At 65.5% G+C, this 14,870-nt stretch carries 13 protein-coding genes; 9 read left to right on the top strand and 4 right to left on the bottom strand.

The annotated features are described in order from the left end of the window. Nucleotides 1-150 precede the first annotated feature (150 nt). Complete coding sequence (locus H3H37_RS11725; protein WP_182162581.1) at nt 151-663, top strand: DUF2306 domain-containing protein; 513 nt, start codon at nt 151-153, stop codon at nt 661-663. Nucleotides 664-675: 12 nt separating this feature from the next. Here the strand turns inward: H3H37_RS11725 and H3H37_RS11730 are convergent, their stop codons facing one another. After that, nucleotides 676-867, bottom strand: coding sequence for a hypothetical protein (locus H3H37_RS11730; RefSeq protein WP_182162583.1), 192 nt, complete (start codon nt 865-867; stop codon nt 676-678). A 134-nt stretch (nt 868-1,001) separates the two neighbouring features. Further along, a complete protein-coding gene (locus H3H37_RS11735; protein ID WP_182162585.1) occupies nt 1,002-2,075 on the bottom strand; it encodes a serine endopeptidase in 1,074 nt (357 codons plus the stop codon). 222 nt (nt 2,076-2,297) lie between these two features. Here H3H37_RS11735 and H3H37_RS11740 point away from each other — a divergent pair, with 222 nt between their 5' ends. The 5 genes from H3H37_RS11740 to H3H37_RS11760 all read left to right on the top strand — a co-directional run bounded on the left by H3H37_RS11740 (nt 2,298) and on the right by H3H37_RS11760 (nt 8,283). Beyond that, nucleotides 2,298-3,113 (top strand): substrate-binding periplasmic protein, encoded by an 816-nt coding sequence (locus H3H37_RS11740; protein WP_182162587.1) that lies wholly within the window; start codon nt 2,298-2,300, stop codon nt 3,111-3,113. Between the two features lie 100 nt (nt 3,114-3,213). After that, a complete protein-coding gene (gene trhP, locus H3H37_RS11745) occupies nt 3,214-4,578 on the top strand; it encodes a prephenate-dependent tRNA uridine(34) hydroxylase TrhP (protein WP_182162589.1) in 1,365 nt (454 codons plus the stop codon). A 135-nt stretch (nt 4,579-4,713) separates the two neighbouring features. Further along, a complete protein-coding gene (locus H3H37_RS11750) occupies nt 4,714-5,541 on the top strand; it encodes a hypothetical protein (RefSeq protein ID WP_182162591.1) in 828 nt (275 codons plus the stop codon). A 43-nt stretch (nt 5,542-5,584) separates the two neighbouring features. Further along, nucleotides 5,585-7,789, top strand: coding sequence for a penicillin acylase family protein (locus H3H37_RS11755; protein ID WP_182162593.1), 2,205 nt, complete (start codon nt 5,585-5,587; stop codon nt 7,787-7,789). 26 nt (nt 7,790-7,815) lie between these two features. Continuing rightward, complete coding sequence (locus H3H37_RS11760; protein ID WP_182162595.1) at nt 7,816-8,283, top strand: YbaK/EbsC family protein; 468 nt, start codon at nt 7,816-7,818, stop codon at nt 8,281-8,283. Between the two features lie 12 nt (nt 8,284-8,295). Here the strand turns inward: H3H37_RS11760 and H3H37_RS11765 are convergent, their stop codons facing one another. Then, nucleotides 8,296-9,483: a trans-sulfuration enzyme family protein gene (locus tag H3H37_RS11765; RefSeq protein ID WP_182162597.1), complete on the bottom strand. Its 1,188-nt coding sequence runs from the start codon at nt 9,481-9,483 to the stop codon at nt 8,296-8,298. Continuing rightward, nucleotides 9,480-10,847: a pyridoxal-phosphate dependent enzyme gene (locus H3H37_RS11770; RefSeq protein ID WP_182162599.1), complete on the bottom strand. Its 1,368-nt coding sequence runs from the start codon at nt 10,845-10,847 to the stop codon at nt 9,480-9,482. Before H3H37_RS11770 ends, H3H37_RS11765 begins: the two co-directional genes overlap by 4 nt. A gap of 114 nt (nt 10,848-10,961) precedes the next feature. On the opposite strand from H3H37_RS11770, the gene H3H37_RS11775 reads away from it, so the two are divergent. From H3H37_RS11775 to H3H37_RS11785, 3 genes are all read left to right on the top strand, one after another. After that, on the top strand, nt 10,962-11,513 hold the full coding sequence (locus tag H3H37_RS11775) for a thymidine kinase (protein ID WP_182162601.1): 552 nt from the start codon (nt 10,962-10,964) through the stop codon (nt 11,511-11,513). Nucleotides 11,514-11,538: 25 nt separating this feature from the next. Continuing rightward, the gene (locus H3H37_RS11780; RefSeq protein ID WP_182162603.1) at nt 11,539-12,087 is read left to right on the top strand and encodes a hypothetical protein; all 549 of its coding nucleotides are present in this window, start codon (nt 11,539-11,541) and stop codon (nt 12,085-12,087) included. Between the two features lie 229 nt (nt 12,088-12,316). Then, complete coding sequence (locus H3H37_RS11785; protein ID WP_182162605.1) at nt 12,317-14,569, top strand: carboxy terminal-processing peptidase; 2,253 nt, start codon at nt 12,317-12,319, stop codon at nt 14,567-14,569. Nucleotides 14,570-14,870: the final 301 nt, after the last annotated feature.

A 14,870-nucleotide genomic window follows, 5' to 3' on the forward strand; every position in this document is an offset into this window, starting at 1 on the left:
TGCGCTGTAGCTCACAAGCAACACTGGCCGGTGGTGGCGAGGCAGGCGACGCTATACAGAAGTGCCGGCTGGCGTTAATCTGTTTGAAACATTCGACGCCCGGCGGCAAGGCGCGCGACGCGGTGGCACACGGTGAGGGAGGCAAGCTGCATGGCATTACACTTGAGCGTGATCGGCTGGCTGCACACCCTGGCGTCCCTGTATGCGCTGGGCGCGGGCGCGCTGGTGCTGTCCGAGCCCAAGGGCGACCGGGCCCACAAGCGGGCCGGGCGCCAGTATCTGGTCGCGGCGGCGGTGGCCAATCTGAGCGCGCTGGCCATCCACAAGCTGGGCGCTTTCCACCTGTTCCATGTGTTCGCCCTCGTTTCCCTCGCTTGCCTGGTGCTGGCGTTTTGTTGCGCCCGCCTGCAGGCGCCGCGCCGCAACTGGCTGCGCACCCATCTGAGCGCCATGCTCTTCAGCTATTACCAGTTGGTGGCGGCCCTGGTCCACGAGGTGTTCACGCGCGTGCCCATGCTGGAGACGCGCCATTTCCCGCTGGTGTACACGCAAGGACTGGCGCTGCTGGCGTTCCTGATGACGGTGTCGTATTTCTGGGGCCGCACGGCGCCCAGCGCGCCCTCGTCGCGCATCTACGACCAGCAGCCGACGACGGGGCAGTGAGGTGGGGAAAGCTTAGTTAGCGCGGCTGGCGCTGCGGCGCTGGGATGGCATGCCCAGCACGCGTTTGACGACCTGCAGCGGCACCTGGGCCGATTCCATGAAGACCCACGCGTTGGCCGCACCCATGCGCGCGTCGAGCGCGATGGCCTGGTCCACGATGCTGGCCATTTCGGTGTTGCGGCGGGGAGGGTGTGCATTGTCCATGGTGGCCTCGTTGACGGATACGCGATGAGCGAAGCTGTCATTTTACTACGTCATGATTCAAAAAGTTAACGTTGTCGTATCAATCCTGTTACATTTTCGGCATTTAAGCGACAGTTACTTGCTGAATGCAATGGTCAGGGCGCGGGCGGTTCCTGGGCGGTGCCTGCCGCATGGGACTGGGCCGCCGTGCCGCATAGCTGGCAGAAGTTGAGGAAGGCGTTTTTGCGCACCTTGCAGCGGCCGCAATGGTCGAACAGGCCGATGCCGCAGTGGGGGCAATAGTCGAGCGTCGTGTCCTTCAAATCCACGCTGCGTTCGCAACCGGGGCACAAGCCGTGGCCGAGCCGCTTCAGGGCCAGCTCGTAATTGAGCGTGGCGCGGCGTTGCACTTCCGGTAATGCCTCCTGTTGCTGCTGGCGGGCCAGGTAGCGCTGCAGGCCGACGATGGCCTGGCGCCCGATCACCACGGTGAGCAGGATGCCCACCAGGTAGCGCACATAGCCGCCGTAGCTGGGCAGATAGGGCACCAGCTCGACGAAGAAGGCGAAGCCGGCGAAGAAGATGAAACCCCACACGAACGGCCAGTAGGCGCTCTTGCGCTGTTTGGCGTACAGCCAGCCGGCCACGGCCAGCAGGGGCGCCGTCAGCATCAGCCGGTACAGGAAGATGTGCAGTTCGCGCCGGTGCATGGCCCGTTCCAGCGCGTCCAGCGCCGGCTTTTCCAGTTCCTTGCGCCGCAGGTTGGCGTGCTCGCGCTGCTGCTGCGCGTCCAGCAGCACCTGCTGTTGTTGCTGCACGGCCGACAGTGCCTGACGCTCGGCCGCTTTCAATTGATCGAGTTCGCGCGTGCGCGCCACCAGGTCCGGGTCCTGGTCGGGACGGGCCGTGGCGTGGCGCGTGGCCAGCCAGTTCTGGAACGTCTCCGCCGCCGCGCGCGTGTTCGCTTGCGCCACCTGGTGCTGCTGGCGGGCCTGGGCCAGCGCGTCGTTGGCCGCCGCCATCACCTTGTCGGCATGCTCCTGCGCCGCGCGCACCTGGGCCGCCTGGCCGGGGTCGATGAACTGTTCCAGCGAGGGCAAGGGCTCGGCGCCGCCCAGATTGTTGACCAGCTTGCCGCCGAGGCCGATCAGGAACCAGGCGAACACGAAAGCGACCAGCCACAAGGCGCGCTGGAACCAGGTCTGCGAACGGCGCAAGGTCTTGCTCATGGAATCTCCTGTTGGCATGGTGATAAGGCCAATAGTAGCATTGTGGAAATGCTGGTGCGGCGATTTGTGGGCCGCGCCTGATGCGCACGCGGGGTGTCCGTGAGGGGGCCTGAGGGGGACGTAATGGCGCCGCATGCGCGGCTGCTTGCGGCCACCCGGGGCTGGTGGCATGATTGGCCGCTGGTATCGGGAGTGCGGCGCTGGTGCCGGAAGGAGAGGGGGATGCGGTCCTGGATGTGGACGGTGGCTGGCGCATTGGCGCTGGCGTTCGTGACGCCGGCGCGCGCCGCGTCGCCGCTGCGCATCGCCTCGGACGACTGGTGTCCCTACATTTGCGTGGGCGGCGATGGCCGCAGCATCGCGTCCGGCTTCCTGGTCGGTGCCACGGCCCGGGCGCTGGAGCTGAACGGCCTGCCGGTGGAGCCGCAGCTGATGCCGCTCAACCGCGCACTTGCCCTGGTGCTGGCGGGCCAGATCGACGGGCTGTACGCGCCCTCCATCGACAGGCGCCTCGTCATGAGCGCGCCCCTGATCCGTTCGCGCGCCTGCTTTTACACCCGCAGCATCAGCTCCTGGCATTACCAGGGCATGGCCTCGCTGGCCCGGCAACAGCTGGGTGTGATCGCCGACTACGGCTACGACGACGGTCCGATGGATGCCTACCTAGCCAGGGAGCGGCACAACCACCATCTGGTGGAATTCAATTACGGCGAGGACGCGGGCGTGAAGAATATCCGCAAGCTGCTGTACGGCCGCTACGACGTCGTGCTTGAGCACGAAACGGTGATGGCCCATCTGCTGGCCCAGTTGGGCGAGAAGAGTGCCGTGCGCCAGCGCGGCTGCCTGGAACACTACCTGCCGCTGGTGGTGGGCTTTTCGGCCCGGCTGGCGGACGCCCATGACATCGCCCGCAAGCTCGATGCCGGGCTGGCGCAAATGAAAGCCTCGGGCGACTACGGACGCCTGCTGCAGCGCTACGAGATCAGCGATCCCGACCCAGGGCCGGCCGTCGCACACCATCCGGCGCCATTGCATTAATTTTCACATTCTGCGCGATATCAAGACCGGTGCATTGCGCCGGCCACGGCGCGCGGCGCGCGCATACAATGCTCGGTTTTTTCCGTTTTTGAAAGCCATTATGCTTCGCGCTCCAGAACTTCTCCTGCCCGCCGGTTCGCTGGCCAAGATGCACGCCGCCTTCGATTTCGGCGCCGACGCCGTGTACGCGGGCGCGCCGCGTTACAGCCTGCGGGTGCGCAACAACGAATTCTCGCGCCCGGAAGTGCTGGCGCAGGGCATCGAACAGGCGCACGCGCGCGGCAAACAGTTCTTCGTCGCCAGCAATATCTTCGCGCACAACAGCAAACTCAAGACTTACCTGCGCGACATGGAACCGGTGATCGCCATGAAGCCGGACGCGCTGATCATGGCCGACCCCGGCCTGATCATGATGGTGCGCGACCAGTGGCCCGACATGCCTGTCCACCTGTCGGTGCAAGCCAATGCCGTGAACTGGGCCGACGTCAAGTTCTGGCATCGCATGGGCCTGACGCGCGTGATCCTGTCGCGCGAACTGTCGCTGGACGAGATCGAGGAAATCCGCCAGCGCTGCCCGGAAATGGAGCTGGAAGTGTTCGTGCACGGCGCGCTGTGCATCGCCTACTCGGGCCGCTGCCTGCTGTCGGGCTATTTCAACCACCGCGATTCCAACCAGGGCACCTGCACCAACTCCTGCCGCTGGGACTACAAGGTGATGAACGCGGGCGAGGATGCCAGCGGCGACCTGGCCCGCATCCCCGTCGAGAGCATCAGCCTCAATTACCGCCAGGCGCTGGAGGAGGCCAATGCCTCATTCTCGTCCATGGGCGACCTGGAACGCCACCCGCTGGCCGACCGGCCCTACATGATCGAGGAAGCCGAGCGCCCCGGCCAGCTGATGCCCATCCTGGAAGATGAGCATGGCACCTACATCATGAACTCCAAGGATCTGCGGGCCGTCGAGCACGTGGAACGGCTGGTCAAGATCGGTGTCGATTCGCTCAAGATCGAAGGGCGCACCAAGTCGCTGTACTACGCGGCCCGCACGGCCCAGGTGTACCGCACGGCCATCGACGACGCCGTGGCCGGCCGCCCGTTCAACATGGATCTGCTGGGCCAGTTGCAAGGCCTGGCCAACCGCGGCTACACGGATGGCTTCTACCAGCGCCACCACACCCAGGAGCACCAGAACTACATGGCCGGCGCGTCCGAACTGCACCGCAGCCAGTATGTGGGCGACGTGCAGGGCGTGCACGATGGTTGGGCCGAAGTGGACGTGAAGAACCGCTTCGCCGTGGGCGACCAGCTGGAAGTGCTGCACCCGACCGGCAACACGCTGGTGCGGGTGGAGCAGATCCAGTCGCTGGACGGCGCGCCCATGGACGCCGCGCCCGGCAGCGGCCACCGCGTGCGCATCGCGCTCGACCAGCGCTTCGACAAGGCGCTGCTGGCGCGCATGCTGTAACGGCCACGCCGCTTCCACCTTGAAATCGGCCGGCTCGCCATCCATATGGCGGGCCGGCGCCGCTTTGGCAGCCAGCACCCGGATGGTGTAGCATGCTGGACGGCCATGGCCGTGCCGGTAATTCAAGGATGGAACATGCAAATTCAAATCAACGATGTACTGCGTAGTTACATCGACCCGTTGACCGAGGCGGAATATGCGGCGCTGGAGCGCAGCATCCTGGTCGAAGGCTGCCGCGATGCGCTCGTGCTGTGGGGCGACGTGCTGGTGGACGGCCATAACCGTTATCAGATCTGCCAGCAGCATGGGGTGCCGTTCAAGGTCACCGAGAACACCAGCTTCAAGAGCCTGGACGACGTCAAGCTGTGGATGATCGACAACCACCTGGGCAGGCGCAGCGTGTCGGACTTCCAGCGTGGCGTGCTGGCCCTGCGCAAGAAGGAAATCATGGCCGCGCGCGCGGCCGAACTGGCGGCGGTGGCCGCCGCCGAGGACGCGGCCATCGCGCCGCCCGACCCCGAGGATGCGGCGGCCAAGCCAGCCAAGCCGGCCGCCATGCCGCTCGCCTCGCGCGAGGACATCGCGCGCGCCGCGCGTCTGAGCAGCAACACCATCAGCCAGATCGAGAAGATCCAGAAGACGGCCACGCCGGAACTGGTGGAGGCAGTCCGCTCGGGCACCATCTCCATCAACGCGGCCGCCACCGTGGCCTCGCTGCCGGAAGCAGCCCAGGTAGCGGCTGTAGCCGGCGGCAAGAAGCAGTTGCAGCAGGCCGCCAAGGAAGTGCGCGAACTGCGCGCGGCCATGCGTCCGCCCAAGGAGCCGAAAGAGGGCGACGAGCCCTTGTCGGAAGTGGAGCAACTGCGCGCCGAAATCGCCACCCTTAAACAGCGCAACGCGGCCCTGAAAGCCGAGAACGCGGCGCTGCAGGAGCGCATCGCGGCCTTGGTCGACGCGTCCTGATCCCCTCCACTCATCCACTCACCCACTCACACGGAGCCTGCCCATGCTGAAACGTCATGCCCTGTTCGCCCTGTTGTGTGCCATGCCCGTGGGCGCCGCGCTGGCCGCGCCGCCCGCTGCCACGAACGCCACCGTGCCGGCCGCCGATGCGGCGCGCTGGCGCAGCACCGCGCTGCGGGTGGACATCCTGCGCGACAAGTGGGGCATCCCGCATGTGTATGGCAAGACGGACGCCGACGCCGTGTTCGGCATGATGTATGCGCAGGCCGAGGATGACTTCAAGCGGGTGGAGCTGAACTTCATCAACGCCATGGGGCGGCTGGCCGAAGTGCAGGGCGAGGCGGAGCTGTACCGCGACCTGCGCATGAAGCTGTTCATCAACCCGCAGCAGCTGAAGACCCAGTACGCCGCCAGCCCCGCATGGCTGAAGAAGCTGATGAACGCCTGGGCGGACGGCTTGAACTATTACCTGTACACCCATCCCCAGGTGCATCCACTGCTGCTGACGCGCTTCGAGCCGTGGATGGCGCTCAGCTTCAGCGAGGGCAGCATCGGCGGCGACATCGAGGACGTGGACCTGAAAGAGCTGGAGCGCTTCTACGGCAAGCGCGCCTACGTGCCGCTGGCCTACGCCGGCAGCGACCTCGATCAGGAACCGAGCGGCTCGAACGGCTTCGCCATCGCGCCCAGGCTGACCCGCGACGGCCACGCCCTGTTGCTGATCAATCCCCACACCTCGTTCTACTTCCGGCCCGAGGTGCACGTCCACAGTGGCGAAGGCTTGAACGCCTATGGCGCCGTCACGTGGGGCCAGTTCTTCATCTACCAGGGTTTCAATGACCGGCTGGGCTGGATGCACACGTCCGGCGGCGGCGACGTGATCGATGAGTACCTGGAGACCGTGACGGAGAAGAATGGCCGCTACTTCTACCAGTACGGCAAGCAGCAGCGCGCGCTGAAGGCGGTCGACATCACGCTGCCGTACAAGACGGCAGACGGGATGGCGAAGAAAGTCATCACCGTCTACTACAGCCACCGCGGCCCCATCGTGCGCGAGGCCGGCGGCAAGTGGGTCTCCGTGCGCCTGATGAACGATCCCATGCGCGCGCTCACGCAATCGTTCAGCCGCACCAAGGCCCGCGATTACGCCGCCTTCTACAAGGTGATGCAGTTGCGGACCAACTCGTCCAACAACACCGTGTACGCGGACGCGGACGGCAATATCGCCTACTTCCACGGCAATTTCATCCCCGTGCGCGACACGCGTTTCGATTTCACTCATCCGGTGGACGGCAGCAACCCGGCAACGGACTGGAAAGGGCTGCACGAGGTAAAGGACACCATCACGCTGTTCAATCCGAAGAACGGCTGGATCCAGAACACCAACAACTGGCCGTTCACGGCGGCCGGCGAGTACAGTCCGCGCCAGCGCGACTATCCGGCCTATATGTCCGTCAATCCCGAGAATCCGCGCGGCGTCCATGCGGTGCGGGTGCTCAAGGATGCCAAAGACCTCACCATCGACAGCCTGATCGCCGCCGCCTACGACAGCCAGTTGACGGCGTTCGAGCCGCTGCTGCCCAAGCTGTTCCAGGACTACGACAGCCTGTCCGGCGACGAACCGCTGAAGGCCATGCTGGGGCCGCAGATCGCGGCACTGCGCGGCTGGGACATGCGCTTCGGGCTCGATTCCGTGCCCACCTCGCTGGCGATCTACTGGGCCCAGAACCTGGCCGACACCTTCGGCCCGGCCGCCCACGCCAAGGAAGTGCTGGTGCTGGACTATATCGCCAATGCCATCACGCCGATGGACCGCCTGATGGCGCTGGCGCGCGCCTCGGACAAGTTGGCCGCCGACTTTGGCAACTGGCAGACGCCATGGGGCGAGATCAACCGCTTCCAGCGCCTGACGGGCGACATCGTGCAGCCGTTTGACGACAGCAAACCCAGCCTGCCGGTGCCGTTCGCGTCGGCCAACTGGGGTTCGCTGGCCGCATTCGGCATGACCTCCAAAGCCAACACCAAGCGCATCTATGGCGAGCGGGGCAACAGCTTCGTGGCGGCCGTGGAATTCGGCCCGCGCATCAAGGCGCGCAGCATCCTGGCCGGCGGCGAGAGCGGCGACCCGGCCTCGCCGCACTTCAACGACCAGGCGGCCATGTACGCGCGCGGCGAATTCAAGGACGTGCTGTTCTACAAGGAAGACGTGGAAAAGCACCTGGAACGGCGCTATCACCCGGGCCAGTAAATACAAATAATCATAAGGTTGAGCTAATGAGTCTGGAATCGGTACGGGCATTTTTCGCGGCGCGGCAGGTGGACCTGCCCATCATTGAACTGGAAGTGAGCACGGCCACGGTGGCGCTGGCGGCCGAGGCGCACGGCGTGGAGCCGGGCCGCATCGCCAAGACGCTGGCGTTCCGCCTCGGAGACGGCCGCGCCATCGTGCTGGTGGCCGCCGGCGACGCCCGCATCGACAACAAGAAGTTCAAGGACGCGCTGGGCAAGGGCAAGATGTTGCCGGCCGAGGAAGTGATGGAACTGACCGGCCACCCGGTGGGCGGCGTCTGCCCCTTCGGGCTGGCCCAGCCGCTGCCCGTCTACCTGGATGCGTCCCTGCGCGCCTACGACGAAGTGATGCCGGCCGCCGGTGGCGTCCACACGGCCGTACGCATCACGCCGCAGCACATGGCCGAGATCACGGCCGGGTCCTGGGTCGACGTGTGCCAGGCGATGGTGTGAACGCGGCGTGAACTAGATCGCGTCGAGCGCGGTGCGCAGGTCGCGCCGCAGGTCGTTCACGTCCTCGATGCCCACCGATAGCCGGATCAGGCTGTCGCTGATGCCCAGCGCCGTGCGCTGCGCCAGTGGGATGGTGGCGTGCGTCATCAGGGCCGGGTGCTCGATCAGGCTCTCCACCCCGCCCAGGCTTTCGGCCAGCGCAAACAGGCGGCAGCTTTCCAGGAAGCGGCGGGCGCCGGCCAGGTCGGTGTCCAGGTCGATCGAGACGATGCCGCCGAAACCCGCCATCTGGCTCCGCGCCAGCTCGTGCTGCGGGTGCGAGGCCAGTCCCGGGTAGTACACGCGCCGCACCTCCGGCTGCGCCTCCAGCCAGCGCGCCAGTTCCAGCGCGCTGGCGCAGTGGCGCTCCATGCGCAGCGCCAGCGTCTTCACCCCGCGCAGCGCCAGGAAGCTGTCGAACGGGCCGGCGATGGCGCCCACCGCGTTCTGCAGGAAGGTCAGTTGTTCGCGCCACGCGTGCTGGTGCGCTTCGCCGGCCACCACGGCCATGCCGCCAATGATGTCGGAGTGGCCGTTCAGGTACTTGGTGGTGGAATGGACCACGATGTCGAAGCCGAATTCCAGCGGCCGCTGCACCATGGGGCTGGCGAAGGTGTTGTCGGCCACGGCGATGATGCCGCGCACGCGGCAGATTTCGGCCACCGTCTGCAAGTCGGCCAGCTTGAGCATGGGATTGGTCGGCGTCTCCACCCACACCATCCGGGTTTCCGGGCGCAGCGCGGCCAGCAGGTTGTCGGGCCGCGTCAGGTCCACGTAGCTGAAACTCAGGCCGGCGCTGCGGCGCCGCACCTTTTCGAACAGGCGGTAGCTGCCGCCGTACATGTCGTCGCCGGCCACGATGTGGGCGCCGGCGTCGGCTAGTTCCAGCACGGTGGAGATGGCGGCCAGTCCGGAGGCAAAGGCGTAACCCTGGGCGCCGCCTTCGAGGTCGGCCACGCAGCGCTCCAGCGCCCAGCGCGTGGGATTGTGCGAGCGGCCGTAATCGAGCCCCTTGTGCACGCCGGGGCTGTCCTGCACGTAGGTGGAAGTGGCGTAGATGGGCGGCATGATGGCGCCCGTGGACGGGTCGGGCGCCTGGCCGGCGTGGATCACGCGCGTGGCCAGCGCCGCTTTCGGCTGGGCGTGGTCGGACGGGTTCACGATAGCTTCCTGCGCAAGTGGTTGAGAAGGTCGAAGCGGGTGATCAGGCCGTAGAAGATGCCGCCGTCGGCCACCACGGCCGTCAGTCCCCGGTCCAGCGTGGCGCGCACGGCGTGCAGGCCGGCCGTCGGCGACAGCGTTTCCACGCGCGCGCTCATGGTGTCGCCCACGGGCGTGGCGAAGTGCTGGGGATCGTCGTCCACCTTCATCAGCAAGTCCGATTCGTCGACGATGCCCACCAGCCGGCCCTGGTCGATGACGGGCAGTTGCGCCAGGTCGGCGCTGCGCATGCGGTTGAAGGCCACCAGCAGGCTGTCGGTGGGCGCCACGCTGACCACTTCATCCTCGTCGTAGCGGCGCCCGATCAGGTCGCGCAGGTCGTTGGTGGGCACGCGCGGCAGCAGCCCTTGGTCGTGCATCCAGCCGTCGTTGTACAGCTTGGACAGGTAGCGCGTGCCGGTGTCGCACACGAAGCTGACCACGCGCTTCGGTTTGGTCTGCGCGCGGCAGTAGCGCAGCGCGGCGGCCAGCAGGGTGCCGGTGGACGAGCCGCCCAGCATGCCTTCGGCCCGCAGCAGGGCGCGCGCGCTGGCGAAGCTTTCCTGGTCCTCGATGGTGTAGGCTTGCTTGACGGCGCTCAGGTCGGCGATGGCGGGCACGAAGTCCTCGCCTATGCCTTCCACCGCCCACGATCCGCTGGTGTCGCTGGCCTGTCCGGTGCGCACGTAGTCGGCCAGGATGGAGCCCTTGGGGTCGGCCAGCACGAATTCCACGGACGGGTGCACGCGCCTGAAGTAGCGCGTGAGCCCCGTCAGCGTGCCCGAGGAGCCGACGCCGACGACGATGGCGTCCACCTCATGGCCCATCTGTTCCCAGATCTCGGGGCCGGTGGTGGTCTCGTGCGCGCGCGGGTTGGCGGGATTGTTGAACTGGTCGGCGTACCACGCCCCGGGAAGCTCGCGCGCCAACCGCGCCGCATAGTCCTGATAGTAATCGGGATGGCCCTTGGCCACGTCCGAGCGGGTGGTGCGCACCTCGGCGCCCAGCGCCTTCAGGTGCAGCACTTTTTCCGGCGACATCTTGTCCGGCACCACCAGCAGCACGCGGTAGCCTTTGAGCCGGCCCACCAGGGCCAGGCCCAGGCCAGTGTTGCCGGCAGTGGCTTCGACGATGGTGCCGCCGGGACGCAACTGGCCGTCGGCTTCGGCAGCCTGCACCATGGCCAGCCCGATGCGGTCCTTGATCGAGCCGCCGGGGTTTTGCGATTCCAGCTTGAGGAACAGCTGGCATGGGCCGGTGTCGAGCCGGGTGACCTGGACCAGCGGGGTGTTGCCGATCAGGTTGAAGAGGGCGGGGGTACGCATAATGGCTCCTCATTCGACGCGGTGCCTGTGCGCACAAGTATGCGCTTTTTTGCCCGGGGGCGGTTTATAATCCGCGAGCCGGCAAGGCATCCCCCCAAAAGTACGAAGGCAGCAGTGGCAAAACTATATTTCCGGTACTCCGCGATGAACGCGGGCAAATCCACGGCAATGTTGCAAGTGGCACATAACTACGAGGAACAGGGCCAGCAGGTACGGCTCTACACGGCGGCCATCGACAATCGCTACGGCGTGGGCCGGGTCACCTCGCGCCTGGGGCCGCAGCGCGCCGTGGAGGTGTTCACCGCCGATACCGACTTCCTGGCCGACATCCCCAAGGTGGCCTGCCTGCTGATCGACGAGTCGCAGTTCCTGTCGCCGCCCCAGGTGCGGCAATTGCACCAGCTGGCCCAGACCCGCGGCGTGCCCGTGATCTGCTACGGCCTGCGCACGGACTTCCTGGGCGAACCATTCCCCGGCTCGGCCTACCTGCTGGCGCTGGCCGACGACATCGAGGAATTGAAGAACATCTGCACTTGCGGAAAGAAAGCGACCATGAATATCCGCGTCGATGCGCAGGGCAAGCGCATCAAGGAAGGCGAGCAGATCAGCATTGGCGGCAATGAAAGTTACCGCCAGGCTTGCGGCCGCTGCTTCTACGCCGAGTAAGTGATGGGCACCACCGGAATCCGCCATGGCTAGCCTGCTCAGCTGCGGTGCGCTGGCGCCGGCCTGGCTGTGCCGGCATGGTGACATGTTGCTGTACTTGGCCCCGTCGGTGCTGCTGGCGCTGCTGATCCGGCAACTGTCGGCCCGCCATCCCTTCTTTTTCGTGTTCACGGCGGCCGGCACGGCCTGCCATGAGCTGGCCCATTTCAGCGTCGGCCTGCTGACGGGCGCCCGTCCCGGCTCGTTCACCATCATTCCGCGCCGGGTGGGGCAGGGCTGGGAACTCGGTTCCGTGCTGCTCACGCGCGTGCGCTGGTACAACGCCGCGCCGGCCGCGCTGGCGCCGTTCCTGGTGGTGCTGCTGCCGTGGATGGTGGCGGCCTGGCGCACCCGGCCCGGCTGGCATTTCCAGTGGCTGGACCTGGCGCTGGCATTCGCCGTGGCGCCCCAGTTCCTTGCATGTTGGCCATCGAAAGTGGACTGGAAGATCGCGGCGCGCTCCTGGCCCTATCTGCTGATCACGGCCGCGCTCTGGTTGGCCTGGCAACAGTGGGGAAACAATTGGATACGATAAGACGCGGCGGGCGGCTCCGTCTTCAGTTAAGCTTAAGGCTTTGCGGGGAAACTGTGTCGCGACGAGTCGTGCGGCAGCTGCTATCCTGTAGAATTGAAGCGGAAAAAATCCTGCCGCAAGCGCATCCGCCGTTGGGTCGCGTTGTTCCTCGTTTCGTTCGTCGTTTCGTTGTTTCACGCGCGTTAGTTCCGCGCAGTTTCATGCACACATCACAGTTCGGAGTACGCCGATGAAGAAGCACATGTTGTTGGTCGCGCTGGCCATGTCCGTATCGCTGAGCGCCATGTCGGCGCAAACGGAAAAACTGGGCGACACCCAGCTCAAACCCTTGCCGCAGCAGACGCAGGCGGCCCTGTGGGCGTCGCGCGTGCTGTCGCGCTATCACTACAAGGCGATGCCGCTGGACGACGCCATGTCGGAAAAGATCTTCGACCGCTATTTCAAGTCGCTGGACGGGGAAAAGCTGTTCTTCACGCAGCCTGACCTGGACCAGTTCGCCAGCGCCCGCAGCCGCCTCGACGACGCCATCAACGGCGAAAACCTGAGCGTGCCGTTCGCCATCTACAACCTGTACCAGCAACGTTTCAACGAGCGCATCAGCTATGCCCGCGAGTTGCTGAAGACCAAATTCGACTTCAACGTCGATGAAAGCTACCAGTACGACCGCGAGAAGGCGGACTGGGTCAAGACCGACGCCGAGATCAAGGAACTGTGGCGCAAGCGCGTGAAGAACGACTGGCTGCGCCTGAAACTGGCCGGCAAGGACGACAAGTCCATCCGCGAGACGCTCGACAAGCGCTACGAGAACTACCTGAGCCGTTCGCGCAAGCTCAACAATGAAGACGTGTTCCAGATCTTCATGAACGCCTACGCCATGTCGATCGAGCCGCACACCAACTACCTGGGCCCGCGCGCGTCGGAGAACTTCGACATCGCCATGCGATTGTCGCTGGAGGGCATCGGCTGCGTGCTGCAGACCCGCGATGAATACACGGTGGTGCGCGAAGTGGTGCCGGGCAGCCCGGCCGCGCTGTCGGGCAAGATCAAGGTCGGCGACCGCATCCTGGCCGTGGCCAAGGACGACAGTTCGCCCATGACGGACGTGCTGGGCTGGCGCATCGATGACGTGGTGGCCCTGATCCGTGGTCCCAAGGATTCCACCGTGCGGCTCGACGTGCTGCCGGCCGACGCCGGGCCGGACGGCAAGCACGTGTCGCTGTCGCTGGTGCGCAAGAAGATCAGTATGGAAGAACAGTCGGCCAAGAAATCGGTCCTGGAAGTGCGCGATGGCACGGCCAAGCGCCGCATCGGCGTGATCGCGCTGCCCACGTTCTACCAGGACTTCGAGGCGCGCCGCAAGGGCGACCCCAACTTCAAGAGCGCCACGCGCGACGTGGCCCGCCTGCTGGGCGAGCTGAAGAAGGAAAAAGTGGACAATGTGCTCATCGACCTGCGCGGCAACGGCGGCGGCTCGCTGAACGAGGCGGTGGAACTGACGGGCCTGTTCATCGACCGGGGCCCGGTGGTGCAGCAGCGCAACGCCGAAGGCCGCATCGAAGTCGAGAGCGACAACAACCCCGGCCTGGCCTGGGATGGCCCGGTGGGCGTGCTGATCAACCGTGGTTCGGCCTCGGCGTCCGAGATCTTCGCGGCCGCCATCCAGGATTACGGCCGTGGCATCATTATCGGCGAACCGAGCTTTGGCAAGGGCACGGTGCAGCAGCTGATCAACCTGGACCGCTTCGCCCAAGGCGACAAGGCCCGGCTCGGCGAACTGAAGATGACGGTGGCGCAGTTCTTCCGCATCAACGGCGGCACCACCCAGCTGCGCGGCGTCACGCCCGACATCAAGCTGCCCGTGATGGCCGATTCCGACAGCTTCGGCGAGTCGAGCTACGACAACGCCTTGCCGTGGACCTCGATCCGTCCGGCCACCTACATCCCGGCCGGCGAGCTCAAGGAAATCGTGCCGCTGCTGGACAAGAAGCATGAGGCGCGCGTGTCCAAGGACAAGGACTTCCAGTATTTGCTGGAAGACATCAACCTGGTCAAGAAACAGCGCAAGGACAACCTGATTTCGCTCAACGAAACGGTACGCCGCAAGGAGCGCGATGCCCAGGAAGCCCGTGCCAAGCTGCGTGAATCGCGGCTGATGGTGGCGGCCGTGCCCGGCGGCGACGACCCGGTGCTGGTGCCCGATCCCAAGGAGTTGCTCAAACAACAATCCCTGGTCAAGCAGGCTGGCGGCAAGGCCGGCGCCAAGGTAGCGGCCGTGAAGGGCGCGCTGCGCGCCGATGACGGCCTGCAAGCCGACGAACGCGCCCTGTCGGCCGAGCTGGACGCGGAAAAAGCCGCCAAATCGGCCAAGGACGTGCTGCTCAACGAAGCCGTGCACATCTTGGCGGACGAAGTGGGCTTGCTGAAAACGGACACCCGCATGGCATCGCGCGTGCTGCCCTACGCCGTCGAAGCCAACAAGTAAACTTAAACCGGGGTCAGGTCATACCGCCGCGCAAGATGCGCGAGGGCATGACCTGACCCCGGTTTTTTTTTGATGGAAATTTTGCCAAGTGGTCAGGAGTTATGCGTTTGGGAAATTTCTCTCATCACAAACTTAAATTGGATTAAGTTTGTGCAATGCGGCATCATTCACCTGTCTCCTCTATTCTCCTCCAAGGAAATAGATTCAGCCCGCTCCCGTAGCGGGCTTTTTTTCGTCCGTTCGGTACAGGGCGGGGCGCCATGATTGTTCGCGTGGCGCGCTTCAGGTAAGCTGCATTCCC

This window comes from Rugamonas brunnea (assembly GCF_014042345.1).
In the GTDB taxonomy this organism is placed as follows: domain Bacteria; phylum Pseudomonadota; class Gammaproteobacteria; order Burkholderiales; family Burkholderiaceae_D; genus Rugamonas; species Rugamonas brunnea.

Coding starts and splice junctions, on each gene's coding strand:
- H3H37_RS11725 (WP_182162581.1), top strand. CDS start 151: ATGGCATTACACTTGAGCGTGATCGGCTGGCTGCACACCCTGGCGTCC.
- H3H37_RS11730 (WP_182162583.1), bottom strand. CDS start 867: ATGGACAATGCACACCCTCCCCGCCGCAACACCGAAATGGCCAGCATC.
- H3H37_RS11735 (WP_182162585.1), bottom strand. CDS start 2,075: ATGAGCAAGACCTTGCGCCGTTCGCAGACCTGGTTCCAGCGCGCCTTG.
- H3H37_RS11740 (WP_182162587.1), top strand. CDS start 2,298: ATGCGGTCCTGGATGTGGACGGTGGCTGGCGCATTGGCGCTGGCGTTC.
- trhP (WP_182162589.1), top strand. CDS start 3,214: ATGCTTCGCGCTCCAGAACTTCTCCTGCCCGCCGGTTCGCTGGCCAAG.
- H3H37_RS11750 (WP_182162591.1), top strand. CDS start 4,714: ATGCAAATTCAAATCAACGATGTACTGCGTAGTTACATCGACCCGTTG.
- H3H37_RS11755 (WP_182162593.1), top strand. CDS start 5,585: ATGCTGAAACGTCATGCCCTGTTCGCCCTGTTGTGTGCCATGCCCGTG.
- H3H37_RS11760 (WP_182162595.1), top strand. CDS start 7,816: ATGAGTCTGGAATCGGTACGGGCATTTTTCGCGGCGCGGCAGGTGGAC.
- H3H37_RS11770 (WP_182162599.1), bottom strand. CDS start 10,847: ATGCGTACCCCCGCCCTCTTCAACCTGATCGGCAACACCCCGCTGGTC.
- H3H37_RS11780 (WP_182162603.1), top strand. CDS start 11,539: ATGGCTAGCCTGCTCAGCTGCGGTGCGCTGGCGCCGGCCTGGCTGTGC.
- H3H37_RS11785 (WP_182162605.1), top strand. CDS start 12,317: ATGAAGAAGCACATGTTGTTGGTCGCGCTGGCCATGTCCGTATCGCTG.